This window comes from Rhizobium sullae, assembly GCF_025200715.1.
Lineage (GTDB): Bacteria > Pseudomonadota > Alphaproteobacteria > Rhizobiales > Rhizobiaceae > Rhizobium > Rhizobium sullae.
Genome location: NZ_CP104143.1, coordinates 478,736 through 503,278 on the forward strand (window position 1 = coordinate 478,736; position 24,543 = coordinate 503,278).

Annotated in this window: 19 protein-coding genes; 12 read left to right on the forward strand and 7 right to left on the reverse strand. The window is 60.2% G+C overall.

What is annotated here, in order from left to right; all coding sequences use genetic code 11:
* Nucleotides 1-8: 8 nt before the first annotated feature.
* The 4 genes from N2599_RS02375 (at nt 9) to N2599_RS02390 (ending at nt 6,160) form a co-directional block, all read left to right on the forward strand.
* Nucleotides 9-1,943: a DUF2207 domain-containing protein gene (locus N2599_RS02375; RefSeq protein WP_027507770.1), complete on the forward strand. Its 1,935-nt coding sequence runs from the start codon at nt 9-11 to the stop codon at nt 1,941-1,943.
* A 195-nt stretch (nt 1,944-2,138) separates the two neighbouring features.
* Nucleotides 2,139-3,410 carry a phosphoribosylamine--glycine ligase gene (gene purD, locus N2599_RS02380; protein WP_027507769.1) on the forward strand — a complete coding sequence of 424 codons (1,272 nt, stop codon included), beginning with the start codon at nt 2,139-2,141 and terminating at the stop codon, nt 3,408-3,410.
* Between the two features lie 107 nt (nt 3,411-3,517).
* Nucleotides 3,518-3,982 carry a plant virulence effector HPE1-like domain-containing protein gene (locus tag N2599_RS02385; protein ID WP_027507768.1) on the forward strand — a complete coding sequence of 155 codons (465 nt, stop codon included), beginning with the start codon at nt 3,518-3,520 and terminating at the stop codon, nt 3,980-3,982.
* A gap of 357 nt (nt 3,983-4,339) precedes the next feature.
* Entirely contained in the window at nt 4,340-6,160 is a 1,821-nt protein-coding gene (locus tag N2599_RS02390; protein WP_027507767.1) for a methyl-accepting chemotaxis protein, read from the forward strand.
* Nucleotides 6,161-6,227: 67 nt separating this feature from the next.
* Here the strand turns inward: N2599_RS02390 and N2599_RS02395 are convergent, their stop codons facing one another.
* The 3 genes from N2599_RS02395 to glyS all read right to left on the reverse strand — a co-directional run bounded on the left by N2599_RS02395 (nt 6,228) and on the right by glyS (nt 9,651).
* Nucleotides 6,228-6,722, reverse strand: coding sequence for a 2-thiouracil desulfurase family protein (locus N2599_RS02395; RefSeq protein ID WP_027507766.1), 495 nt, complete (start codon nt 6,720-6,722; stop codon nt 6,228-6,230).
* A gap of 161 nt (nt 6,723-6,883) precedes the next feature.
* Complete coding sequence (locus N2599_RS02400) at nt 6,884-7,264, reverse strand: cupin domain-containing protein (RefSeq protein WP_027507765.1); 381 nt, start codon at nt 7,262-7,264, stop codon at nt 6,884-6,886.
* 74 nt (nt 7,265-7,338) lie between these two features.
* The gene (gene glyS / locus N2599_RS02405; RefSeq protein ID WP_027507764.1) at nt 7,339-9,651 is read right to left on the reverse strand and encodes a glycine--tRNA ligase subunit beta; all 2,313 of its coding nucleotides are present in this window, start codon (nt 9,649-9,651) and stop codon (nt 7,339-7,341) included.
* 413 nt (nt 9,652-10,064) lie between these two features.
* Between glyS and N2599_RS02410 the strand changes: the two genes are divergently transcribed.
* The 5 genes from N2599_RS02410 (at nt 10,065) to ubiA (ending at nt 15,970) form a co-directional block, all read left to right on the forward strand.
* Nucleotides 10,065-12,374 carry a Tex family protein gene (locus tag N2599_RS02410; protein ID WP_027507763.1) on the forward strand — a complete coding sequence of 770 codons (2,310 nt, stop codon included), beginning with the start codon at nt 10,065-10,067 and terminating at the stop codon, nt 12,372-12,374.
* Nucleotides 12,375-12,512: 138 nt separating this feature from the next.
* Nucleotides 12,513-13,772, forward strand: coding sequence for a cyclopropane fatty acid synthase (locus tag N2599_RS02415; protein WP_027507762.1), 1,260 nt, complete (start codon nt 12,513-12,515; stop codon nt 13,770-13,772).
* A gap of 46 nt (nt 13,773-13,818) precedes the next feature.
* On the forward strand, nt 13,819-14,400 hold the full coding sequence (locus tag N2599_RS02420; RefSeq protein WP_027507761.1) for a histidine phosphatase family protein: 582 nt from the start codon (nt 13,819-13,821) through the stop codon (nt 14,398-14,400).
* 67 nt (nt 14,401-14,467) lie between these two features.
* Complete coding sequence (locus N2599_RS02425) at nt 14,468-14,953, forward strand: class I SAM-dependent methyltransferase (RefSeq protein ID WP_037140686.1); 486 nt, start codon at nt 14,468-14,470, stop codon at nt 14,951-14,953.
* Nucleotides 14,954-15,010: 57 nt separating this feature from the next.
* Nucleotides 15,011-15,970, forward strand: a complete 960-nt coding sequence (ubiA, locus tag N2599_RS02430) for a 4-hydroxybenzoate octaprenyltransferase (RefSeq protein ID WP_027507759.1) — start codon at nt 15,011-15,013, stop codon at nt 15,968-15,970.
* 57 nt (nt 15,971-16,027) lie between these two features.
* Here ubiA and N2599_RS02435 read toward each other — a convergent pair whose 3' ends face one another.
* Nucleotides 16,028-16,594, reverse strand: coding sequence for a DUF6101 family protein (locus N2599_RS02435; protein ID WP_027507758.1), 567 nt, complete (start codon nt 16,592-16,594; stop codon nt 16,028-16,030).
* Between the two features lie 311 nt (nt 16,595-16,905).
* On the opposite strand from N2599_RS02435, the gene N2599_RS02440 reads away from it, so the two are divergent.
* Nucleotides 16,906-19,122 carry a DUF1217 domain-containing protein gene (locus N2599_RS02440; RefSeq protein ID WP_027507757.1) on the forward strand — a complete coding sequence of 739 codons (2,217 nt, stop codon included), beginning with the start codon at nt 16,906-16,908 and terminating at the stop codon, nt 19,120-19,122.
* A gap of 12 nt (nt 19,123-19,134) precedes the next feature.
* On the opposite strand, the gene N2599_RS02445 is transcribed toward N2599_RS02440, so the two are convergent.
* Genes N2599_RS02445 through N2599_RS02455 form a run of 3 tightly spaced genes read right to left on the reverse strand, consistent with a single transcriptional unit; the run spans nt 19,135 to nt 22,227 of the window.
* Nucleotides 19,135-20,565 (reverse strand): FAD-binding oxidoreductase, encoded by a 1,431-nt coding sequence (locus tag N2599_RS02445; protein WP_027507756.1) that lies wholly within the window; start codon nt 20,563-20,565, stop codon nt 19,135-19,137.
* A 19-nt stretch (nt 20,566-20,584) separates the two neighbouring features.
* Entirely contained in the window at nt 20,585-21,562 is a 978-nt protein-coding gene (locus N2599_RS02450; RefSeq protein WP_027507755.1) for an L-threonylcarbamoyladenylate synthase, read from the reverse strand.
* A 56-nt stretch (nt 21,563-21,618) separates the two neighbouring features.
* A complete protein-coding gene (locus tag N2599_RS02455) occupies nt 21,619-22,227 on the reverse strand; it encodes a DUF6656 family protein (RefSeq protein WP_027507754.1) in 609 nt (202 codons plus the stop codon).
* Between the two features lie 382 nt (nt 22,228-22,609).
* Between N2599_RS02455 and N2599_RS02460 the strand changes: the two genes are divergently transcribed.
* Both N2599_RS02460 and N2599_RS02465 read left to right on the forward strand, forming a co-directional pair.
* Entirely contained in the window at nt 22,610-23,854 is a 1,245-nt protein-coding gene (locus tag N2599_RS02460) for an aromatic ring-hydroxylating oxygenase subunit alpha (protein ID WP_027507753.1), read from the forward strand.
* Nucleotides 23,855-24,009: 155 nt separating this feature from the next.
* A complete protein-coding gene (locus N2599_RS02465; RefSeq protein ID WP_027507752.1) occupies nt 24,010-24,522 on the forward strand; it encodes a BA14K family protein in 513 nt (170 codons plus the stop codon).
* The last annotated feature ends 21 nt before the right edge of the window (nt 24,523-24,543 follow it).

A 24,543-nucleotide genomic window follows, 5' to 3' on the forward strand; every position in this document is an offset into this window, starting at 1 on the left:
GAGGTATGATGATCCGGCGGCTTTTCGGCCTTTGCTTCATTCTGTTTCTGGCGTTTGTCGCGCACAGGGGAAGTGCTGCGGAGGTCATCAACTCCTTCGCATCGGATATAAAGCTCGAAAAGAGCGGCGCGATGACGGTGACGGAGACGATCACCGTCAATGCCGAAGGTGACCGTATCAGGCGCGGCATCTTCCGCGACTTTCCGCTGACGTTCGTCGATGAAGAGGACCGCCGCCGCACCGTCGACTTCGACGTCGTCTCGGTGAAGCGCGACGGAAATGACGAGCCGTGGAAGACGGAATCCATTTCCGGCGGCATCCGCATCTATGCTGGGTCGGAAGACGTCATGCTTCCGCCCGGCCGCCATCAATATGCCTTCACCTACACCACCAATCGCCAGATCCGGTATTTCGAAGATCACGACGAGCTTTACTGGAACGTCACCGGCAATGGCTGGATCTTTCCGATCATGGCCGCGACTGCGACCGTGACTCTACCGGATGGTGTTAGCGCAATAGATACGAATTTCTTCACCGGCCCGTTTGGCGCGACGGACAAGAATGCCCGCATCTCGGGCAGCGACACTCGACCGATTTTCTCGACAACCAAGCCGCTCAATGCCAACGAGGGCCTGACGATCGCTGTCAAGTTTCCGAAGGGTGCGATCGATCCGCCGAGCGCCGAAGATCGGCAGCGATGGTGGTTGAGCGACAACCGGGACTATTTCATCGGCTTCGGCGGCCTCGTCCTTGTTTTCCTCTACTACACCCGCGCCTGGTTGAAGGTCGGGCGCGATCCTTCCCGCGGCGTCCTTGTGCCGCGCTGGGACGCCCCGGACGGCATCTCGCCTGCGCTCGTCAATTATATCGACAACAGGGGCTTTTCCGGCGGGGGCTGGACGGCGCTTTCGGCAACGGCACTGAACCTTGCGGTTCGCGGCTATGTCGTTCTTGAAGACCTCAAGCAATCGATCATTGTGCGCCGCACGGAAAAGCCGGCGGGTAAAGAGAAGCTGGAAGCCGGCGATACCAGCCTCCTGAACGCCGTCGGCAACAAGGGATCACTGACGATCGACAAGGCAAACGGCGAACGTGTGAAGTCGGTCGGCCAAAGCTTCCGCTCTTCGATCGAGCGGGAGCATCGCGGCAAATACTATAATTCCAACACCGCCTATACCGCAGGCGGCATCGCGCTCAGCGTCGCAGCACTCGTCGCTCTCTTCGTTTTCGGCACGCTGGAGCCTGATACGATCGCGCTTATGATCATCCCGATCGTCGTTTCCGTCTTCGTTGCCATCTTCGTGGCAGGCTTTGCAAGATCGATCCGCCCCGGCGGGGCCTTGGGCGGCAAGATCGTCGCGGTGATCGCGATCGCCTTCGCTGTCTTCGTCGGTTTCAGCATCATTTCATCGCTGGGTCTGGCGCTTTTCTCCACGCTCTTGGAATTCCACGAGACACCAATGCTCTTTGCCGTCGGCGGCATCGTGCTGCTCAATCTGCTCTATGTCTTCATCATGGGTGCGCCGACGCCGCTCGGCTCGAAGATGATGGATGGCATCGACGGCCTTCGCCAGTATCTGACGCTTGCCGAGAAGGACCGGATGAACATGGCCGGTGCGCCGGAAATGTCGCCGCAACATTTCGAGAAGCTGCTGCCCTATGCGGTTGCGCTCGGTGTCGAGAAGCCCTGGACCCGCACGTTCGAAACCTGGCTCGCGGCGGCTGCTGCCGGTGCGGCCGCGGCCTATGCACCGTCCTGGTATTCTGGCAACTTCAGCAGCGGCAGCTTCTCCGATCGCATCGGCGGCTTCTCGTCGTCGATGGCGTCGACCATCGCCTCGACCATTCCCTCGCCGCCACCCTCCAGTTCCTCTTCCGGTTTTTCCGGCGGCGGTGGCTCCTCCGGTGGTGGCGGGGGAGGCGGCGGAGGCGGCGGCTGGTAAAAGACGCGCGGCGGCTTGGCAGCCCCTCATCCGGCTGCCGCCGCCTTCTCCCGCCGGGGAGAAGGCGGCCTGAAGGGCCGGATAAGGGGGCCGCGCGGTATATCGCAGGCGATTAAGCCCTCCCACTCGCCACCAACACTTGACCTTTCGCTCTTGGCCCCTTAACCGCCAGACGGAAACGGGAAAGGATCGGGTATGAAGGTTCTGTTGATCGGTTCGGGCGGACGCGAGCATGCGCTTGCCTGGAAGCTGGCGCAATCGCCGCTGTTGACGGAATTCTATGCCACGCCGGGCAACCCGGGTATTGCCGAGCACGCAGCACTCGTTTCCCTGAATGTCGAGGATCACGAGGCGGTCGCCGCCTTCTGCCGGGAAAAAGCGATCGACTTCGTCGTCGTCGGCCCCGAGGCGCCGCTGGTTGCAGGCCTTGCCGACCGCCTGCGTGCCTATGGCTTGAAGGTTTTCGGCCCTTCCGCTGCCGCGGCCCAGCTCGAAGGTTCCAAGGGCTTCACCAAAGATATCTGTGCCCGCTACAACATCCCGACGGGCGCCTACCAACGCTTCAACAACGCCCCGAAAGCAAAAGCCTATATTCGCGAACAGGGTGCCCCGATCGTCGTCAAGGCTGATGGTCTTGCCGCCGGCAAGGGCGTGACGGTGGCGATGACTGTTGAGGAGGCACTTGCCGCCGTTGACGATTGTTTCGAAGGCGCGTTCGGCGCAGCCGGTGCCGAGGTGGTCGTCGAGGCTTATCTCGACGGCGAGGAGGCAAGCTTCTTCTGCCTGTGTGACGGCCGGAACGCGCTGCCGCTGGCAACCGTCCAGGACCACAAGCGGGTGGGCGAGGGCGATACCGGCGTCAATACCGGCGGCATGGGCGCCTATTCGCCGGCGCCGGTGATGACTGCCGAAATGATCGAGCGGACGATGAAGGAAATCATCGAGCCGACGATCCGTGGCATGGCCGAAAGCGGGTACCCCTTCTCCGGTGTGTTCTTCGCCGGACTGATGATCACCGCAAAAGGCCCGGAACTGATCGAATACAATGTCCGTTTCGGCGATCCCGAGTGCCAGGTGCTCATGATGCGGCTGAAGAGCGATCTGCTGCCGCTGCTGCTGGCAGCCGCTGAGGGCACCCTCGACAAAGTCATGGCCGAGTGGAGCGACGATCCGGCGCTGACCGTCGTGATGGCCTCCAAGGGCTATCCTGGCTCCTACGAGAAGAACACGCCGATCGTCTCGTTGCCGGAGGCAGGCGACGGCGCGAAAGTGTTCCATGCCGGCACGTCATTAAAGGGCGGCGAACTTGTCGCCACCGGCGGCCGCGTGCTGAACGTGACCGCCACCGGCAGAACCGTCGGCGAGGCGCAGAACCGCGCCTATGCCTTGGTCGACAAGGTGGAATGGGAAAACGGCTTTTGCCGCCGCGATATCGGCTGGCGGGCGATCGAGCGCGAAAAAGCTTAATCTCCGGCCCAAAATCGGGTCAGTTCTCTAAATTTTTACCCTTTCCCCTGACGGGATGGAAATAAAGGCGCTCTATTCTGCTCCCATAGTAAGTCGGAGCAGCTTCCATGCGTCAATTCATTCTCGGTGCGGCAATTCTTCTGGCAGCCGGTTCGGCGATGGCCTCGTCGATCGAGGTGATCGGCAAGACGCCGCGCACCGGCGGCGAAAGCATCGTGACTGAGACCTGCGCTAGCTGCCCGCCGCTGCAATCGACCGAGCGTAAGAAGGACTACACGGTGCCGGCGCTGCCGCCCGGCGCAATCCAGGAAAGCGCGCTCCGCGATGTGGCAGGAGAGCCGAAGCTCTACCGCACCGAAGGCTGGATGGGCGGCTCGCCCGTCGTTTTCGTGACCAAGGCAACGCCCGAAGTCATTGCAGCCTTCAAGGAAACCGTTCCCGCCGAGGGCATCGACCCCACGGCAACGACCTCCGTGATCGGAGGCGATGCGAAGCCTGTTGTTGCCGGCATGTCCGTCTCGATGGAACAAACCGCGCCGCTCGACGTTTCCGGCTTCAAGCTGCGGATGTAATTTCCAAAGTTCCCTGCCCCTGACCCGATCAAAGTTTTGATCGTTCGGGGTTCCGCCTCTTTGGCGGACTGAATGCGCTCCTGAAGAGAAGCAGGGGCGCATTCTTTTTTAATTGAATTGCAAAGTACTCATGCAACCTGAGCAAATTGTGCAAGAAAGCATGACTCAGATTTGGCACTGTTGATCTTCAGCAATCACAGAAGCGTTAAGTAATCATTCAGCCATTCACAATAATTTTACTTACGGAGGACCGGAGTGAGCATGATTGCGCTTGCTGAACGTGCGTGGTGACACGCGCGAAGGGACGGGAGTTGACCGATCCGGTGTTGCAAATTCACCATTTTTCGCGAGACATTCATGAAAAACCTAAAGATTTCAAAACAACTGATATTGCTGGTGACGGGCCTGATGATTGCCTTTGCGATCGCCACCAGCCTGCAACTCAAATCGTCTGCCGACGGCATCTACAACGAGCGTTACGAAATGCTGCGCACGGAAGTGGAATCCGCCGTCTCCGTCCTTAAGCTCTATCAGTCCAGGGTCGAAGCTGGCGAACTGACGCTGGACGACGCGAAGAAGCAGGCGTACGCCACGCTCACCGGCATGAAGTATAATCCAGACGGTTACTTTTTTGCCTATGACTACGACATCACCATCGTCTTTCACTACGACAAGACCAAGGTCGGCCAGAACGTGAAGGGCCAGCCGGATGTCAAGAACCACTTGTATCGCGAGGAACTCGTCAAGCTCGGCCAAAGCGGCGGCGGTATGACGGATTACTATGCGAGCAAGCCAGGCGAGCCCAAGGATGCGACTTTCCGGAAGACCGCCTATGCGCTCGACTTCGCGCCATGGAAGGTCGTGGTTGTCACCGGCGTCTACATGGACGATCTCGATGTGCAAGTGCGCGGCAGGATCATGACGGCGCTCATCAGCAGTCTCGTCCTTTTCATCCTTGCGATCGCGGCTGCCTATTTCGTCATCCGCGGTATTTCCAGGCCGCTTTCAGATGTCCACACAGCCCTGAAGGCCGTCGCCGACGAGGATGTGTCGGTTGCTATCCCCCACGCCGATATGGGTAATGAAGTGGGCATGATGGCCAAGGCTACGAAGGCGCTTCAGGAAAAAATCCGCGAAAGGCAGGCGCTGGCCCTGCATCAGGCCGAGCAGGAATTGGCACTGCGTGCCGAGCGCGAAAACAATCTCCGCCTGCAGCAGGAAGAAGCCCGGATGCAGGCAGGCGTCGTCTCCACGATCGGCGAGGCACTGGAACTGATTGCCCGCGGCGATCTGACGGTTCGCTGCGGCGATATTGGCCAGAAATACGCCGCCCTTCGCGACAACTTCAACGACGCGCTTTCGCATCTCGAAGCCGCGATGGCCAAGGTCAGCGCCAAGGGCGGTGATATCGGCATGGCGAAGGAGGAAATCCGCCGCGCCTCGAACGAACTGTCGCAGCGCACCGAGCGCCAGGCCGCGAGTCTGGAGGAAACCTCGGCCGCTCTTGACGAACTGACCGTCGCCGTCCGCCAGACGGCGGAAGGCGCGCACGAGGCCGCCAAGCGCGTACACGCCGTCAGCACCGAAGCGAACCGCAGCGATGCGGTCGTCACCGAAGCGATCGAAGCGATGAGCGGCATCGAAAAATCGTCCGACGAGATTGGCAAGATCATCGGAGTCATCGACGATATCGCCTTTCAGACGAACCTGCTGGCGCTGAATGCCGGTGTCGAAGCTGCACGCGCCGGCGAATCCGGCAAGGGCTTTGCGGTGGTCGCCCAGGAAGTCCGCGAGCTGGCTCAGCGCTCCGCCGCTGCAGCCAAGGAGATCAAGGATCAGATCGCCCGTTCTTCCAGCCAGGTCGATCAGGGCGTCCGCCTTGTCGGCGAGGCAGGGGAAGCGCTCAAGCGCATCTCGGATCAGATCAAGGCTGCCAACGAGATCGTCGCCAAGATCGCCCACAGCGCCTCGGAGCAGGACACGACGCTGCGCTCGATATCGTCCTCGATGAACCAGCTCGACACGGCAACGCAGCAGAATGCGGCGATGGCCGAGGAAACGACGGCATCGGCGGAAACGCTGGCGGCCGATACCGACGAACTGCTCGGCCTCATCCACGGCTTCCGTGTCGGCAGTGCAGCTCAGACGATCACCGCTCCGGCACGCCGCGCGGCCTAAGCCAGTCGTTTTCAAAGGCAACATATTAGCGGCCGCCCGAGAAATCCGGCGGCCGCTTCTTTTTTTCTCAGACGGCCGCGGCGAGGCTTTCCACCAGCCGGTCGATTTCCCGGTCGGAGAATACCTGGATTCCCGCGCGCATCAGCAGGGCAGCGGTGACGCCCCTGCCGCTATGCTGCGCGCCGCTGAAAGACCCGTCATAGATGAAGCCGGAACCGCAGGAGGGGCTGCCGTCGATGAGCAGAGCGTAGGCGCAGCCCGTCTCTTGAGCCAGCCTGAGCGCATTCTCTGCCGCCTGCCGGAATGTCGCCGTTACATCGTCGCCGGTGATCTCGACGACGCGCGCTCTACCCGCAAGCACATCTTCGCCGCTCGCCCCGCCCGCGATTTCCGCCGGCGGCCGCGGCACGGGCATGCCTGCCGACATCTCCGGACACATCGTCACGAGCCTGCCCTCCGCCCGCCACCGCTCGATCGCCGGATGCGCAAGCGGCTTCGCCCGGCCGTCATAACGGACGGCATGGCCGATGAGGCAGGCGCTGACGAGAATTTTTCCGGTCATGATTGTCTGATAGCTCTGCTGCGCCTCAAATGCCAGTGCCAGTGTGGCTATCAGACATCGGAAGCAGGCGGCAGCGATGCGATCGAATTCCGAAACCAGCGCCGGGCGGGAGGTACGTCTCTCTGCCCACCAGAAAATCTAGCTCCGAAGTCTTGCGGCGGTCAGATCCAGATGTCGTTCTGTGCCGTCCTTTCGCCGCCTTCATCACCGGTATTCAGTGTTCCGCGCGGCTCGATGAGCAGCATCTTCACTTCGGAGGCTGCGTGAGGCTTGTGCTTGACGCCTTTCGGGACGATGTACATTTCTCCGGGGCCGATCGACACGGAGCCATCCGGAAAATCGATCCTGAGCACACCGTCGAGAACGATGAAAGCTTCATCTGTCGTCGGGTGATCGTGCCAGATGAAGTCCCCTTCAATGCGGACGATCTTGAACTGATAGTCATTGAGTTCGGCAATGACGCGTGGCTGCCACTGATCGCTGAACTTCGAAAGCTTGTCGGCAAAGTTGATGGGCGCGTAGGTCTTGGTCGTCTGATCCATCTTGATCTCCATTCTGCAGCCTGCAGTCGATAAACAAGGATGAATCAGCCGTCTTGTACGTTTGTGACCGGATTCTATCCGGCGATCTTCGAGAAGTCCGCAACTGTCCCCGTCGCCTCGCGGATGAGCCGCAGCAGGGCGAGGCGGTTGGCGCGGATCGCCGCGTCTTCATCGTTGACGAGCACGTCGTCGAAGAAGCGGTCGACCGGGGCGCGGAGCTTCGAAAGCGCCTCCATCGCCGAACGGAAGTCTTCCTTGGCGATTGCAGCGGAAGCCTCGGCCGAGGCCTCGGTGATGGCTGAAAAGAGCTCTTTTTCGGCATTGAGCCGGAACAGATTTTCCGAAACGCCGTCGGCGATCACTGTGCCCTTCTTCTCCTCGGCGGCGAGAATCTGCGTCGCGCGCTTGGTGCCGACCAAAAGGTTCTTACCGTTTTCCGAGGTGATGAATGCCGTCAGCGCCTCGATGCGGCGGGCGATCATCAGGAGGTCGTCGGCTTCGGGAGTGACAACGGCGTCGATCAGATCGTAGCGGGCACCTTGATCGCGGAGATAGACCTTGAGGCGGTCGTGGAAGAAGGAGAGGAGGCTGATCGCCAGCTCATATTCTTCCTCGATTGTCTTTGGGTGGCCGTCAGCGAGATAGGTCTCGCAGTATTCGATAGCGGCGTATTGTTCTTTTATGAGCTTCTCGAATTCGGACTTATCCTCACCCTGTTGGATCCTAAGCTCGAAGAGTCTTATCGAAGCTTCATGGCTGGCGATGGCCACAGCCCATTCGCTGCGAAACGCGGCGCGAAACAGCGGGATGAGGGATGCTCTAATTCCTCGTTCCAGCAGCAGCCGTATAGATCCTAGCGCTGCGCGTCTTAGCGCGAACGGATCCTTTGAGCCGGTGGGTTTTTCATTTATGCGCCAAAACCAAACAAGCGTGTCGACCTTATCAGCAAGAGCGATGCTTATGGCGACCTTGTCGGTGGGCACGCGGTCTGTGGGGCCTTGAGGCTTATAATGGTCCTCCACGGCCGCCGCCACCGATTCTTCTTCACCTTGCAGCAGCGCGTATTTCTTCCCCATTGTGCCCTGCAGTTCGGGGAATTCGCCGACCACCTCAGTTCGCAGGTCCGCTTTTGCCAACACTGCGGCACGGCTGACCTTTAAGGCATCTGCATCGACCACTTTCCCGATTTCGCCGGCAAGGGTGCGAATGCGGGTTACCCGTTCGCCCTGCGTTCCAATATGAGCATGGAACGTCACATGCAGCGTATCGAGCTTTGCCATCCGCTGATCCAGCGGCTTCTTCAGATCAAGCCCGAACTTTTTGGCTGAAACCTCCAGCGTCTCCAGGTCAGGCAAGTTCCCCTGGTCGCGCTTCCAGAAATGCAGCGCGTCGGAAAGGCGGGCGCGGACGACCTTGCCGTTGCCGTGGATGATTTCCTTGCCGCCGTCGCTCGCTTCAATGTTGGAAACGAGGACAAACTTGTTTGAAAGCGTCTCGTCGCCCGGTTTGCGTGTGACGAAGCACTTCTGGTTGGTCTTGATCGTCAGCCGGATGATTTCGGAGGGGATCGAGAGGTAGTCCTCCTCGAAGGCACCCATCAGCACCTGCGGCCATTCGACGAGGCCGGAGACCTCTTCGAGCAGGCCTTCGTCCTCGACCAGTTCCAGACCGGCCGCGAAAGCAAGGTCGCGGGCGTCGTGCAGGATGATGTCCTTGCGGCGCTCGGCGTCGAGAATGACCTTCGCCTTTTCGAGGCTTGCGGCATAGTCGTCGAAGCGCTTGACGGTAATGGCGCCGGGCGCATGGAAGCGATGGCCGTAGGTGACGTTGGAGGCAACGACGCCGTCGATCTCGAAGGGGATGACCGTGGTTTCCTCATGCTCGGTGCCGAAGGTGCAGACGATCGATTGCAGCGGGCGTACCCAGCGCAACGATCCCGGCCTCGATGAGGCCGTGCCCCAGCGCATGGATTTGGGCCAGGGGAAATCGCGGATGATCCGGGGCATCACCTCGGTGATGATTTCGTCGGCGGCGCGGCCGGGCTTCGAAACGACGGCAACGTAGAAATCGCCCTTTTTCGGGTCGCTCTGCACCTGCGCCTCGGCAATCGAGGAAAGGCCGGCGCCGCGCAAAAAGCCTTCGATTGCCTTCTCGTTGGCGTCAATGCGCGGCCCCTTGCGCTCTTCGCGCACATCAGCGGAGCGGGCGGTCAAGCCGTGGATGTCGAGCGTTAGGCGCCGGGGCGTCCAGTATTCGCGGGCGCCCTCATAGGAAAGACCTGCCTCCACCAGCGCATCGGTGACCAGCTTCCTGAGATCGCCTGCGGCCTTGCGCTGCATGCGGGCGGGAATCTCTTCGGAGCGAAGTTCGAGAAGCAGGTTCGGCATGTGACTATGATCCTTGCACCGTCGGAAGAAAGCGGTCTGAAACGGTGGCTTCTGCTAGCAAAGAAAGCGGTCCTCGCACAACCGCAAAAAAGCGGAGGAGGGCGATCACGATAAAGGCCCTTCCCGGATCCCTCACCACAAGGGGGAGGGGCTACGATGCCGCTCACTTAATGCCCTCTCGCAGCGTTGTTCCACGAAGAGGTCGCTTTGCGGCGAACGATGGTGGCAGTTAAGCCCCTCCCCTTGTGGGGGTTGGGGAGGGTCTTTCGCGGGTTGGGGAGGCGTCTTCGTCCAGAAGGGGTGGCGGTTTTCGCATTAGTGGGGCCTCCGCTCTGTGGAAACCCATCTCGGGCATTGCCTTGCCGCTTTTCGCCGCTATGGTCCCGGCACTTTCGTGAATTCAGGGAAATCCCATGGCCGCAGACCTTCGCTCGCTTGCCGCAGTCATCGCCTCCGAAATCAATGCCCGGCCGGACCAGGCCAAAGCCGCGATCGAGCTGCTCGATGAGGGCGCGACCGTTCCCTTCATCGCGCGCTACCGCAAGGAAGTGACGGGCGGGCTGGATGATACGCAGCTGCGCACGCTCGCCGAACGCCTCGTCTATCTGCGCGAGCTGGAGGCCCGCCGCGACACGATTGTCGAATCGATCGCCGGCCAGGGCAAGATGACCGACGAGTTGATGGCCAAGATCGCGAGCGCCGCCACCAAGGCGGAGCTCGAAGACCTCTATCTGCCCTACAAGCCGAAGCGCCGCACCCGTGCCGAAATCGCCCGCGAGCGCGGTCTCGGGCCGCTGGCCGAAGCGATCGCCGCCGACCGCTCGAAGGAACCCGCTGCGTTGGCTGAAGGCTACATCACTGCCGATGTGCCGGATGTGAAAACGGCGCTCGAAGGCGCACGCGATATCATCGCGGAAGGCATTGCGGAAAATGCCGATCTGCTCGGTAAGCTCCGCGCCCATATGCGCAAAGCCGCGCTTCTGAAGGCCAAGGTCGTGGATGGCAAGCAGGCGGCGGGCGAGAAGTTCTCGGACTATTTCGGCCATTCCGAACGCTGGGCGACGGTGCCCGGCCACCGCGCGCTTGCCATGCTGCGCGGCTGGAACGAGGAAGTGCTGACGCTGACGATCGAAGCCGATGCGGAGACCGCCTCACCCAACAAGCCAGTCGAGCGGATGATCGCCGAAGCTTACGAGATCGGTCCGAACCGCCCCAGCGACCGCTGGCTGATGGATGTCGCAAGCTGGACTTGGCGCGTGAAGCTTTCCATGTCGCTGTCGCTCGACCTCATGCGCGAATTGCGCGAACGCGCCGAAGAGGAAGCGATCCACGTCTTTGCACGTAATTTGAAGGATCTGCTGCTTGCGGCGCCTGCAGGTTCGCGTGCCACGATGGGCCTCGATCCGGGCATCCGCACGGGCGTCAAGGTCGCGGTCGTCGACGGCACCGGCAAGGTCGTAGCAACCTCCACGGTCTACCCCTTCCAGCCGCGGAACGATGTGCGTGGCACTCAGGTGGAATTGGCCTCGCTCATCCGCAAGCACAATGTCGAACTGATCTCGATCGGCAACGGCACCGGCAGCCGCGAAACCGAAAAGTTGGTAGCCGACATGCTGGTCGATCTTCCGGGCGCAAAGCCCACCAAGGTTATCGTTTCGGAAGCCGGCGCATCGGTCTATTCCGCGTCCGCGACTGCTGCAGCCGAATTCCCAGACCTCGACGTATCGCTGCGTGGCGCCGTTTCCATCGCCCGCCGCCTGCAGGATCCGCTGGCAGAACTCGTCAAGATCGAGCCGAAGTCGATCGGCGTCGGCCAGTACCAGCATGACGTGGACCAGCAGAAGCTGTCGCGATCGCTCGATGCCGTCGTCGAAGACGCGGTGAATGCCGTCGGCGTCGATCTCAACACGGCTTCCGCGCCGCTGCTGTCACGCGTCTCCGGCCTCGGCCCGTCGATTGCCGAAGCCATCGTCGTCCATCGCGACCAGAACGGTCCGTTCGGAAGCCGCCGCGACCTGTTGAAGGTCGCCCGCCTCGGCAACCGCACCTTCGAGCAGGCGGCGGGCTTTCTGCGCATTCCGAACGGTAAGGAGCCTCTCGACGCATCATCGGTCCATCCGGAAGCCTATGGTGTGGCGAAGAAGATCGTCGCCGCCTGTGGCCGCGATCTGCGTTCGCTGATGGGCGACAGCGCCGCTTTGAAGGCGATCGATCCGCGCCAGTTCATCGACGAGAAGTTCGGCCTGCCGACGGTCAAGGATATCCTCGCCGAGCTGGAAAAGCCCGGCCGCGACCCGCGCCCGAACTTCAAGACGGCCACCTTTGCCGAAGGCATCAACGAAATCTCTGATCTCAAGCCGGGCATGGTGCTGGAAGGCACGGTGACCAACGTCGCGGCCTTTGGTGCCTTCGTCGATATCGGCGTGCATCAGGACGGCCTTGTGCATGTCTCGCAGCTTGCCGACCGCTTCGTCAAAGATCCTCACGACGTTGTCAAGGCCGGCGATGTGGTGAAGGTGCGAGTCGTCGAAGTCGATGCGAAGCGCAAGCGCATCGGTCTTTCGATGCGCAAGGATGACGGTTCCCCGGCTTCGGCACCGCGCGGCGAGCCCCGTGGAAATCAGGGTGCACGGCCGCAGAACGACCGGCGTCCGCTTGTCCCGAGACAGGAAACACAAGGCGCCTTCGGCGCTGCGCTCGCAGAGGCCATGAAGCGAAAATAAGGGCTTAGCTGCGCCCATTGCAAAAATGTCACAGTTTGGCAGCCTTGTTGCGGAACTGCCAAATACGGCGCTTGTGTGGCGGAGGAGAGGGACTAAGTTTAATCCGTATCATCCTGTCACATTTGCGAGGCCCAGTGCATGGCGTCGGGATTTTTATCGATTGTCAAAAAAATCATCCGCAAGGGTAATCTGAAGCTCACGCTGGCCAATGGCGAGACACATGCGATTGGCGATGGCAGCGGGGATCTGGTCGTCGTCCGCGTAGCAGACGAGGAGGCCGAGAAGCTCATCCGCCGCGATCCCACACTCAAGCTCGGCGAAATGTACATGGACGGCCGGTTCATTCTTGAGCAGGGCAACATCTACGATTTCCTTTCGATGGTGAAGCAAAACACCACCAACGAAATCTTCGATATTCCGATGGCCGCACGTCTGGTCGGCCGCATCGCCCTACAGCAGCTGAAGAGCCGGCTGCCGATCAATCACAACCAGCGCAATGTCGCCCACCACTACGATCTGTCGGAAAAGCTTTTTGCACTTTTCCTTGAGGAAGACTGGCAATATTCCTGTGCTTATTTCGATCCGCCGGGCATCAGTCTGGAGGAGGCGCAACTCGCCAAGAAGCGACATATCGCCGCCAAGCTTCTGCTGGAACCCAATCAGCACATTCTGGAAATCGGCTCCGGCTGGGGCGGCATGGGCATGTATCTGGCGGAGTCGACGACAGGCGTCGACGTCACCGGCATCACGCTCAGCGAGGAGCAGTTGAAAATTTCGCGCGAGCGCGCCCAAAAGCGTGGCCTTGCGGATCGCGTCCGCTTCGAACTGCAGGATTACCGCACGATGACAGGCATGAAGTTCGACCGCATCGTTTCGGTCGGCATGTTCGAGCATGTCGGCATCGGCAATTTCGGCAACTATTTCCGCAAGGTGCACGAACTTCTCGCCGACGATGGCGTCATGCTCCTGCATTCCATCGCCCGCCCAAAGCGGAGCTTTGCGACGAATGCCTTCATCGAGAAATACATCTTCCCGCAGGGCTACATCCCCTCGATCGGCGAGACGGTGCCTGCGATCGAGAAGGCCGGGCTGTTGATCAGGGACATCGAAGTCCTGCCGCTACATTATGCTCATACGCTCCGCCACTGGCGGGAGCGCTTCGTGGCGCGAAAGGCGGAGGCCGTTGCCCTTTACGACGAGCGGTTTTTCCGCATGTGGGAGTTTTATCTCGCCGGCTCTGAAATGGGCTTCCGCTGGGACGAACTCTTCGTCATGCAGATCCAGATTTCCAAGAACCAGTACTCGACACCGGACAACCGCAATTATATTGCCGAGAATGAGGCGAAGCTGAAGGAGTTCGAGGCCACACGGCCGCCCTTGGAAAAGGTGATTTTCTGACATCACGGCGCGGCGACCGCGCCTTTTCTTTAAGGAAGGTGTGCAGATGAGCAGTGCATTCCCCGAAATCCATCTCGTCCGTCACGGCGAAACGGAGTGGTCGCTCTCCGGAAAACATACCGGCAGAACGGATATCCCCCTGACCCCGAACGGCGAGGCGGCCGCCCGCAAACTCGCAGACCGCTTGAAGGGACTGGAGGCTTCCGCGGTCTGGTCGAGCCCCTCACAAAGGGCGAGAAACACCTGTGCTCTTGCCGGTTTCGGTGCAAATGCCATGATAAAGCCCAATCTCGCCGAATGGGACTATGGCGCTTACGAGGGCATCACGACAAAGGAAATCCTTGCGGCCCGACCCGGCTGGCGATTATTCCGCGACGGATGTCCAGAGGGAGAGATGGCCCCGGATATCGGTGCAAGGGCGGACTATATCGTCAGCGAAATTCGCGACGCCAACGTGCCGATCTTGATCTTCTCCAGCTCCCATTTCCTCCGCGTGCTTGCCGCCCGCTGGCTCGGCCTGCCGCCGGAAGACGGCTCGCGCTTCGTCCTCGACACTGCAAGTATCAGCACCCTCGGCTATGAGCACGACTTGACCGAGCCGGTCATCCGGCGCTGGAACCAGCGTTAGCAGCGGAGCGGTGTGATTGAACTATTGAATTTAAAGCTTATTTCGAGCTCGAGAACCGGAGCTGTCTATGCGAACACGTCTCGACGACTTCATCAGCCGGATTTCCGCGCAGAGGGACATTCTCGATTACATCGCGGAAAAGCAGGCGAGCCTGCCCGATGGACCGATACTGGAAATCGGCCTCGGCAACGGCAGAACCTACAGCCACTTAAGAGTGCGCTTCCCGAATCGCCACATCATTGCATTCGATCGCGAAAACGGCGCCCATGGAAGCTGCCGGCCCGACGATGGCGATGTGGTGCTCGGCGATATCAAGGAAACCTGCCTGAGCTATACCGGTAAAAGGGCAGCTATCGGGCATGCCGATATCGGCACCGGGTATCCGGAGAAGGATGCGGTCATCCGGGAGTGGCTGCCGTCGAGAGTGGTTGCGGTGCTGGCGCCGGGTGGATTGGCGGTAAGCGGCCTGGAATTGATGCATCCTGAACTGGAGGAAATGCCGCTGCCGGCATCCGTCGGGAAAGGCCGCTACTTCCTCTATCGGCGAAGATGAGCGCCTGGTGCCGACTGCGCTATTGACCCGCGCCGCGCCCCGTCGCTAGATGGCCGCATGCAACAGATTGGCGGCTTTAACGGGCGCGTCGCCGATGCGCCTTCGGACAATTGGGTTTATCGGATCTTGCCTCCGTGGCTCTGGCCCTATGCGCAGCTGGCGCGCTGGGACAGGCCGATCGGCTGGCAGCTCCTGATGTGGCCCTGCTTCTGGTCGGTGGCGCTTGCCGCGAATGCGGCCGCGGCGCAGGGCTTGTTTTCCGGCTCGCAGATGCTGTTTCACCTGCTTCTCTACTTCATCGGGGCCGTTGCCATGCGCGGGGCAGGGTGTACTTACAACGATCTGGTTGATCACGATATCGACATGGAGGTCGCGCGCACACGTTCACGGCCGCTGCCGTCCGGACGCGTTACGCGCACTCAGGCAAAGGTCTTCATGGTGCTGCAGGCGCTGGCAGGCCTGCTGGTGCTTCTCCAGTTCAACTGGTTCGCAGTCATTCTAGGCGTGCTGTCGCTTAGCATCGTCGCGCTCTACCCGTTTGCCAAGCGCTTCACGGATTGGCCGCAGTTTTTCCTTGGCCTCGCCTTTTCCTGGGGCGCACTGATGGGCTGGGCCGGCATATTCGGCGCGCTCTCTTTCGCTGCGATTGGGCTCTATCTTTCCTCCGTCGTCTGGACGATCGGCTACGACACGATCTATGCGCATCAGGACAAGGAAGACGACGAACTGATCGGCGTACGTTCGACCGCGCGGCTTTTCGGCGATCAGACGCGGCAGTGGCTGATCGGCCTTTATGGCACAACGCTAGTCCTCATGCTGCTCGCCTTTGTTTTGGCCGGCGCCGGTTTCGCGTCCTATATCGGGCTGTTGATTGCCGCCGGCATGTTCGCCTGGCAGATCGCCAGGCTCGATATAAACGACGCCACGCAATGCCTGGCGCTTTTTCAGTCGAACAACCGCGTCGGCCTGATCATCTTTGCGGGACTGTTCGTCTCGGTGCTCTTTTCCCTTCCCTGATTGAAACAAAAAACCCGGCGCGAAGCCGGGTTTCAGATTGGGTCACTCGCCGAATTCTTAATTGCGGGCGATAATTTCCTTGCCTTCGATCTTCATCGTCACGCCGAGTTTGCCGATCGTGCGGCGCACTAGGAAGCGCGGACGGCGATTGGCGAAGTAGGAATGGCGGCGGCGTGGCTTCATGTGGCTGGTGCGCAGATCGCCGAGATGATCTTCGAGCGGACGGGCAATGCCGTCGGCCTCCACCATCAGCATCGGAATGCGGAATGCTTCCGACCAGCCCCGCCAGTCGGCGGCGATATCGGAGAGATCATGTGCGACAAGCAGCGGCACGCAGAGGTCCGGGTCTTCATGGTGCAGTTCCAGCGTGACGGTCACTTCTCCGTCGCCATGGTCGATCGCCCGGGCCGCAACGCCTTTGAAGGCGCGCTTTGGCAGGGCGATGGAAAGCGGCAGACCGCTGGAGGGAAGGATCTTGCGGAGGATGGCGCCGCGTTCATCGATCGTTATGCTGACGTCACTTGTGGAGTCGTGGATGGCGTAGCTGACCTGCTGGGGAAAGCGCGACGGATCGAGACGCAGTGTCGTTCCAGCCCAAGCGGGCTTCATAACGGTGTTGTTCATGTTCATTTCTACCCTTGTCTTACCTGAGAGCCGGTTTCCGGTCTTCTCCTCGGGGCTTTTTCGCCCTCTATGCCTCGACAATAGGCGGGGCCTCTTCCGGACCACTTAAAATTTGCGGTTAAGAAAACTTTGCCTTCCCTGATGGTTATCAAAAACCAATGTGGCAGGGTTTCCGGACCATGAACGGATCGGCGAGGGCGGTCGCGTCAAAGCGGGACAGCATCAGGTAAGTCTCAGGTAAGCTTTCCATGGCAAAATACGCGCAGGATCCCGCATTGTTCTTTTAGGTTTTGCTGTTTAAGGGCGCATTCATGATTTCCGCCTCCGTTGCCTACGCGATCATAAGTCGCGACCCGAAGACGAGTCTTGATCGCATTGCTTCGCAGGCAACGATCAAAAGGGACGCCGAATATTACGCCGCCAATATCAACAAGGTGAAGGACGTCGACGACTTCCTCGGCGACTACAAGCTCTATAGCTATGCGATGCAGGCCTATGGCCTTGACGACATGACCTATGCCAAGGCCTTCATGAAGAAGGTGCTGGAAAGCGACCTGACCGATCCCGACAGTTTCGCCAACAAGCTTTCGGATCAGCGCTACAAAACTTTTGCTGCGGCGTTCAATTTTAGCACCGGTACGGCCAAGGATGCGCAGACGGACGCTCAGGAAACTGACCTTCTCGACAAGTATAATGCGTCCTTTACCGATCAGGAAAAGCAGGCGATCAAGGATACCGACTATTACAGTGCGGCGATCGCCAATGTGCAGTCTGTCGATGATCTCATCAATAACACGCGGCTGCGGGCCTATGTGCTGGAGACGTTCGGCATTGATACGACCTACGCGTCCAAGCAGTTTCTGCGCGATGTGCTGACGAGCGATCTCAACGATCCGAACAGCGTGGTGAACCTTCAGGGCGGCGAGAAATACCAGGCGCTTGCGGCGCAGTTCAATTTCAATGCCGATGGCACGGTGAATGGCTCGGCCCAGACGGCGACCCAGAAAAACACGGTCATGGAGCAGTACAATCTGAATTCGTCGACCGTCATTGTCGACAACGACGTGTTTCCGGATATCGTCTATACGACGAAGGCCGCCGCCGACTACAACAAGACCTATTACGAATCCAAGATCAAGACGGTCACCAATGTCGACAGCCTCATCGCCGACGAGCGCCTGACTGACTACATCAGGGCCGCTTACAGTCTTGGCCCGAGCAGCTTCGGCACGGACTTGAGCGATGCGGCCTTGAGGCAAATCCTTGTCGATCCGGCCTATGCCAATACGATGGGCGCCACGGCTGTCTATCAGGCATTCGCCTTCGAGGCTGATGGAAGCGTCCTCGGGACGGATGGCCCGCAATCGGACTCCCTGATCCAGGCGACTTCCGTAAATTACATGGCCCGTTACGACGACGAGGCGAAAGCGGCCATCGAGGAAATCGTCGCCAACTACAAGACACGTATGTCCGATACCAGGACGCTGAACAATTTCTCCGACGTCGACAGCGTCAACGATTTCCTGAACAACAACAAGACCGGCGATCTAGACAAGACGAACGACGATCTGCCCGACCTCTATCAGGTTGCGCTTCAGGCTTTCGGCTTGACGGAGGCGGCGCTGCCGAAATCCGTCATGCGCAAGCTGCTGGCAAGCGATCCTTACGACCCCGAGGGCTATGTCGCATCCTTCAAAGACGACCGCATAACCCAATTGGCAAGGGCCTTCAATTTCGATAGCGAAGGTAACGCGTCAATCCAGCTGCAGGCACTGTCACCCGCGGCGATGGCCAAGTATGCGACGACCTATAAGTCGCATGTAATCATGCTGATGAAGGACGGTCCCCTGAAGGATAAGGCATCCAAGGATGCGACCGAGGAAGTCGACTATTTCGCCAAGACCATGGAATCGGTGCAGTCCCTCGATGATTTCCTGGAGGACGACCGGTTGACCGGTCTGATTCTCAAATCCGTCGGTCTCGATCCCAAGGATTACGACGAAGAGACGCTGAAGAAGATATTCACGTCCGATCCCGACAATGCAAAGAGCTATCTGAACACCAAGGCTGACTCGAAATTCAAGAACATCGTCGCCGACTTTAACTTCGACACAGCTGGCGATCTCACGCGCGCCAAGCTGGGCACCGTTCAGGATCAAGGTGCGCTCGATCGCACCCAGGATGCCTATCTGCGGCAGACGCTCGAGACGCAGGAAGGCGCGACGAACGATGGAACCCGCCTCGCACTTTACTTCGCCCGCAAGGCGCCAGACATCACCTCGCTCTACTCCATCCTGGGCGACAAGGCGCTTTTCCAGGTCGTCACCACCGCCTACAACCTGCCAAGCCAGATATCGAGCATGGATGTCACCAAGCAGGTCGATCTGCTGAAGCGTTTCGTCGACCTAGAGGACCTGTCTGACTCGAAGAAGGTCGACAAGCTGGTGAAGCGTTTCACGGCGATGTACGATATTCAGAATGTCACGACGCAATCGCCGGCACTGCAGATTCTGACCGGTGGCGGCTAAGTCGCCACGTTTTTACTCCACATTGACCACTTTCCCTGGGTTCATGATGTTCGCCGGATCGAAGACGCGCTTGATGCGGCGCATCAGATCGATCTCGATGGCGGGGCGGATCGCGGCAAGTTCGTCGCGCTTCAGCTGGCCGATGCCGTGCTCTGCCGAGATCGAGCCGCCGTGAGAGAGCACGATGCCGTGCACGATCTCGTTCATCTCATGCCAGCGGGCAATGAAGGCGTCCTTGTCGGCGCCGACCGGCTGGGAAATGTTGTAGTGAATATTGCCGTCGCCCATGTGGCCGAACCCGCAGATGCGAGCACCGGGCATTGCCGCCATGACGGCATCGCCGGCCTCCTGCATGAAATGCGGGATCTTCGAGACCGGCACGGAGACATCGTGCTTGATCGAGCCGCCTTCTGGCTTCTGGGCTTCCGACATGCTCTCGCGCATGTGCCAGAGCGCCTTCTGCTGCGCGACGGAGGAGGCAATCGCCGCGTCCTGCACGAGTCCGGCTTCAAACCCCTGTTCAAGCAGCGCATTCATCATCCGCTCGGCGGTCTCGGCTGAATCCGAGGTCGAGATGTCGATCAGCACATACCACGGGTAAGCCGTTTCCAGCGGATCGCGCACGCCCTCGATATGCTTGGCGGTGATCTCGACGCCGAAACGCGGCATCAGTTCGAAGCCGGTCAACGAGGTGCCGCAGAGGCTGCCCGCGAGATTGAAGAGGGCAAGCGCCTCCTCCACGGAGTTGAGCCCTGCGAAGGCGACCTGATGGCCAAGTGGCTGCGGGTAAAGCTTGAGGACGGCACCGGTGATGATGCCGAGCGTGCCTTCGGCGCCGATGAAGAGATCGCGAAGATCGTAGCCGGTGTTATCCTTCTTCAGGCGGCGCAGGCCGTCCCAGATTTCGCCGGTTGGCAGCACGACTTCGAGGCCGAGGCAGAGCTGGCGCATGTTGCCGTATGCCAGCACCGCCGTTCCGCCGGCATTGGTGGAGAGGTTACCGCCAATCCGGCAGGAGCCTTCGGCACCGAGCGAAAGAGGGAAAAGCTTTCCATGCGCCTCGGCCGTCTTCTGCACGTCGGCAAGGATCGCGCCGCCGTCGGCAACCAGCACGTTCGCCACCGGATCGACGTCGCGGATCCTGTTCATGCGTTCGAGCGAGATGATGATGTCCGACTTGCCCTCACGCGGCGTCTGGCCGCCGACAAGGCCGGTATTGCCGGTCTGCGGCACGACCGCCGCGCCGGTTTCCGTCGCAAGCTTCAGGATCGCCGAAACTTCCTCGACGTTCGCCGGCTTGAGCAGGAGAGGGGAGGAACCGTGATAAAGCCCGCGGTTCTCGATCAGGTGCGGCGCAAGCTCGGCCTCGCTGCGCAGCGCGTATTTCTCGCCGACGATGGCGGCGAAGCGGTCAAGAAGTTCGGGGGAGACGGCAGCGCTCATCGAGCTCATTCCTTCCTGGTTATTCGTCACGCGGCCCGGCAGCGCGCCGCAAACGGTCGTTGATCGCTTCGCCAAGACCCTCGTCCGGTATCGGCGAAAAGGCGATCGTTGCTGCGCCGCTGGCATCGGCCTTTTTCATGTAGTCGAAAAGATTGGCTGCCGCCTCGGCCAGATCGCCGCGGGGGCTGAGGTTGAGCACTATGGCGGCTTCGCTGGCACCCACGACATCGGTAGAGCCAAAGGCAATCAGGGCCTCGTCGCGTGTGACGGCTCCGGCATCGAGACGGACGTTGGCACCCGGCGCATAATGCGAGGCAAGCATGCCGGGAGCCTCGATCGCCGCTGATGCCTTTCCGGCGCGCCGCAGCCGCTTGCCGGCGACGCGTTCGATCTCGGAAGCCGGAAGCCCGCCGGGCCGCAGAAGCTTCAACTCGCCGTCCTCCACCTTGACGATGGTGGATTCGACGCCCACGGTGCTGGCGCCGGCATCGATGATGAGCTTGATCTTGCTGCCGAGATCGGCGTCGACATGCGCGGCGCTGGTGGCGCTGATCCTGCCGGATGTGTTGGCGCTGGGCGCTGCGAGCGGCTTGCCGAAGGCGCGGATCAGATCGCCCGCAAATCCCTTCGGCACGCGGATGCCGACCGTATCCAGACCGGCGGTTGCCAGCGCATGGATATGGCTATCCGCCTTCAAGGGCAGGACGAGCGTCAGCGGCCCCGGCCAGAAGGCTTCCGCCAACGCGCGCGAAACCGGATCGAACTCCGCATAGTCCTCTGCCATCGCAAGGTCGCTCATATGGCAGATCAGCGGATTGAAGCGCGGCCGTCCCTTGGTCTCGTAGATACGGGTTATCGCCGCCGCATTGGTGGCATCGGCGGCAAGGCCGTAGACGGTCTCGGTCGGGATGGCGACCGGAAAACCTTCCGAAAGCACGGCGGCCGCCATTTGCAGCGCTTCATCTCGATGTTCTGCGATGTCGATTATACGTGCCATGTACCGCCCGTTGTTTCCAGGCAGTCCCATAGGCCTTTGAAAGCTTTCGATCAATATCAGAGCTGGCGGATGATTTCGCGAAGCTGTTCGTTGCGCGCGCCGAGCAGAAGCACGTTCCTGATGGCCACCTGCGGATCGTCGGTTCTGAAGAGCACGCCGTTGCCGCGAATGGAGCGGTCGATCGTCATTTTCTCCGGCGTATGTTCGCCCGGCTTGATCGCGACGGCGAAATACATGCGGGAATATTTGATATCGATGTGATGGAAGAAATTGTCGTTGTCGCCGATGTCTGCATAGAAGTTGGCGATGTAGAAGGCCCAACTGACGTCCTCGTAGCGGTCGAACTTTGTGCGGGCGGCCGTGACATGGCAGTAGCCGAGATGCGGGCTGTCGGCGAGCGTGCGGTGAAACACCATCTTGGGAAACTGGATCGTGCGGTGGAAGCCGTTGATCTGCTGATGCGCCTTGATGCCTGCCGTTTGCAGCTTCCGGCCGGTTTTCTCGCTTACTTCCTTATGCGTCAGGTAGCGGCGTTCTTCGGCGAGCCAGTGCGCCCGATCGCGAGTGATCTTGCCGGTGCGGAGAAATTCGGAATGCGGTGCGGCAGGTCTCTTGTCCTGTGGCCTGGCATCTTCTTTGGCGTCGAAATAGCGAAGTTTCGCCATGGCTCGCATTCCATCTGCTTTGTTCGATAAGGGAAGAATAGAAGTTTATGCTTAATGGCCTGTTAAACCCGTCTCTTGCGCATGATGGTGGGCGCCCGTAGCGAAAGGGCGTCGCAGATGCGATAATGCGCTGGAGGGCGGTTGATTCCGCCGTCATATTTGAACTTTTCGGATGTCGCATTTGAAGGCTTCGCGGCGGGGATGCCGAAAATCATCTTGCCTCGCCGCGCTGTCGTCAATTTCGAAGCCGATGTCGCATTACAACCAAGCCGCAATCATGGCCGGTGTTTAAATGGCGCCATGATAATTCTCCCGCACGGAGAAGAAGCGGGCGCCTCCATCCCGCCTTCGCGGCGGCGGCCTATGGCACGAGGATAAGCAGATGGATATTCGCAGCAACGTTTTGCGGCAGCTCAGGAACCGGCACGCAGGCTTCAGCCTTGAGCAGCCTTTCTATATCGACGAAGATTACTTCAAGCTCGATATGGAGATGATCTACTATCGAGACTGGCTGTTCATGGGCCACGATTGCGAACTGCCGAAGCCGGGCGCCTATTTCACCGTTCAGATCGGCCAGTATCCGGTTGTGATCGTCCGTGGCCGCGACAACGTCATCCGTGCCTTCCACAACAGCTGCCGCCATCGCGGCTCGCGCGTCTGCACCAAGGAGCACGGCTCGTCGGTCCGTCTCGTCTGTCCCTATCACCAGTGGACGTATGACCTCGACGGCAAGCTCGCCTTTGCCCGCCACATGGGGGATGATTTCGACAAGAGCGGCTACAGCCTGAAGCCCGTGCATTGCGAGAGCTTCGCGGGCTACATCTTCATCTGCCTGGCTGACACGGCGCCGGACTTCCAGCCGGTTCGCGACATGGTCAGCCCCTATATGCTTCCCCACCGTCTCAGCGAAGGCAAGGTCGCCTTCCAAAGCACCATTATCGAGAAGGGCAACTGGAAGCTCGTCTGGGAAAACAATCGCGAGTGCTACCACTGCGCCGCCAACCATCCCGAACTCTGCCGCACCTATCCGGAAGCCCCGAGCGTCACGGGTACGGACGGAGGTGCCGACGATCCGGAAATCGCCGGTCATTGGGCGCGCTGCGAGGCGGCGGGCCTTCCGAGCAAGTTCCAGATCTCGCCCGACGGCCAGTTCCGCACGGCCCGCATGCCGCTGATCGAGGATGCCGAAAGCTACACCATGTCCGGCCGCCCGGCCGTCAAGCGCAAGCTGTCCGAGGACGTCACAATCGACCGCATCGGCACCATGCTGCTCTTCCACTATCCGACGACATGGAACCACCTGCTCGGCGACCACGCGATCACCTTCCGCGTGCTGCCGCTCAGCGCCAACGAAACAGCCGTCACGACGAAGTGGATCGTGCACAAGGACGCCGTCGAGGGCGTGGACTACAATCTCGAGGAACTGACGCACGTCTGGACGGAAACCAACGACCAGGATCGCCGCATCGTCGAGGAAAATGCCTTCGGCATTCACTCACCGGCCTATGAGCCCGGTCCCTATTCGATGCTCCACGAAGGGGGCGTCATGCAGTTCCTCGAATGGTATTCGAACTTCATGGTGAACCGCCTCCAGGGCGACCAGGCGCAGCTTTCCGTCGTTGCCTGATTTTTCCCGTTCTGCGGAAAATGAACCGGTTAATCCCCGGTTCATTTGCACTCCAGTAGAAATCCGATTCATGCCGAACGGAGCGTGTTGGGAAAGTGTTCCGCACCTCTGCGTTACCGGTGAGGCCAGATTCGCGCTTGGGATTGGAGAATACAATGAATGGGCTCAGTAAGAAGATTGCGAGTGCCGTCTTTTCCGCCGTTGTCGTCCTGACGAGCTTCGTGCCGTCGCAGGCCATTCAGATGCCGGCAGCACCGCAGATCGAAAAATCGGACGTGCAGAACGTCCAGTACCGCCGCTACTATCCGCCGGGCTATCGCCCCATTTACCGTCCGGGCTATCGTCCCGGATACTACCCCGGTTACCGCCCCGCATATCGCCCGGCCTATCGTCCAGGTTGGTATGGTGGCTATCGCGGCTACCCTTACTACCGCCGCGGCTATCGCGAGTATAACGGCTACTGGTACCCTCTGGCTGCCTTCGGCGCCGGCGCGATCATCGGCGGCGCTATCGCTTCCCAGCCGCGCTACGTTGCCCCGCCGGCCTACAGCGGCGGCGGTGGCCATGTTGCCTGGTGCGCAAACCGCTACCGTTCATACCGCGCTTATGACAATACGTTCCAGCCCTATAACGGCCCGCGCCAGCAGTGCTACTCGCCTTATAACTGAGGCTCGGCGTACCTTTGGATC

Bases quoted from the DNA above. Each gene is read 5' to 3' on its own strand.
- N2599_RS02375 (WP_027507770.1), top strand. From the start codon at position 9: ATGATCCGGCGGCTTTTCGGCCTTTGCTTCATTCTGTTTCTGGCGTTT.
- purD (WP_027507769.1), top strand. From the start codon at position 2,139: ATGAAGGTTCTGTTGATCGGTTCGGGCGGACGCGAGCATGCGCTTGCC.
- N2599_RS02385 (WP_027507768.1), top strand. From the start codon at position 3,518: ATGCGTCAATTCATTCTCGGTGCGGCAATTCTTCTGGCAGCCGGTTCG.
- N2599_RS02390 (WP_027507767.1), top strand. From the start codon at position 4,340: ATGAAAAACCTAAAGATTTCAAAACAACTGATATTGCTGGTGACGGGC.
- N2599_RS02395 (WP_027507766.1), bottom strand. From the start codon at position 6,722: ATGACCGGAAAAATTCTCGTCAGCGCCTGCCTCATCGGCCATGCCGTC.
- N2599_RS02400 (WP_027507765.1), bottom strand. From the start codon at position 7,264: ATGGATCAGACGACCAAGACCTACGCGCCCATCAACTTTGCCGACAAG.
- glyS (WP_027507764.1), bottom strand. From the start codon at position 9,651: ATGCCGAACCTGCTTCTCGAACTTCGCTCCGAAGAGATTCCCGCCCGC.
- N2599_RS02410 (WP_027507763.1), top strand. From the start codon at position 10,065: ATGGCCGCAGACCTTCGCTCGCTTGCCGCAGTCATCGCCTCCGAAATC.
- N2599_RS02415 (WP_027507762.1), top strand. From the start codon at position 12,513: ATGGCGTCGGGATTTTTATCGATTGTCAAAAAAATCATCCGCAAGGGT.
- N2599_RS02420 (WP_027507761.1), top strand. From the start codon at position 13,819: ATGAGCAGTGCATTCCCCGAAATCCATCTCGTCCGTCACGGCGAAACG.
- N2599_RS02425 (WP_037140686.1), top strand. From the start codon at position 14,468: ATGCGAACACGTCTCGACGACTTCATCAGCCGGATTTCCGCGCAGAGG.
- ubiA (WP_027507759.1), top strand. From the start codon at position 15,011: ATGCAACAGATTGGCGGCTTTAACGGGCGCGTCGCCGATGCGCCTTCG.
- N2599_RS02435 (WP_027507758.1), bottom strand. From the start codon at position 16,594: ATGAACAACACCGTTATGAAGCCCGCTTGGGCTGGAACGACACTGCGT.
- N2599_RS02440 (WP_027507757.1), top strand. From the start codon at position 16,906: ATGATTTCCGCCTCCGTTGCCTACGCGATCATAAGTCGCGACCCGAAG.
- N2599_RS02445 (WP_027507756.1), bottom strand. From the start codon at position 20,565: ATGAGCGCTGCCGTCTCCCCCGAACTTCTTGACCGCTTCGCCGCCATC.
- N2599_RS02450 (WP_027507755.1), bottom strand. From the start codon at position 21,562: ATGGCACGTATAATCGACATCGCAGAACATCGAGATGAAGCGCTGCAA.
- N2599_RS02455 (WP_027507754.1), bottom strand. From the start codon at position 22,227: ATGGCGAAACTTCGCTATTTCGACGCCAAAGAAGATGCCAGGCCACAG.
- N2599_RS02460 (WP_027507753.1), top strand. From the start codon at position 22,610: ATGGATATTCGCAGCAACGTTTTGCGGCAGCTCAGGAACCGGCACGCA.
- N2599_RS02465 (WP_027507752.1), top strand. From the start codon at position 24,010: ATGAATGGGCTCAGTAAGAAGATTGCGAGTGCCGTCTTTTCCGCCGTT.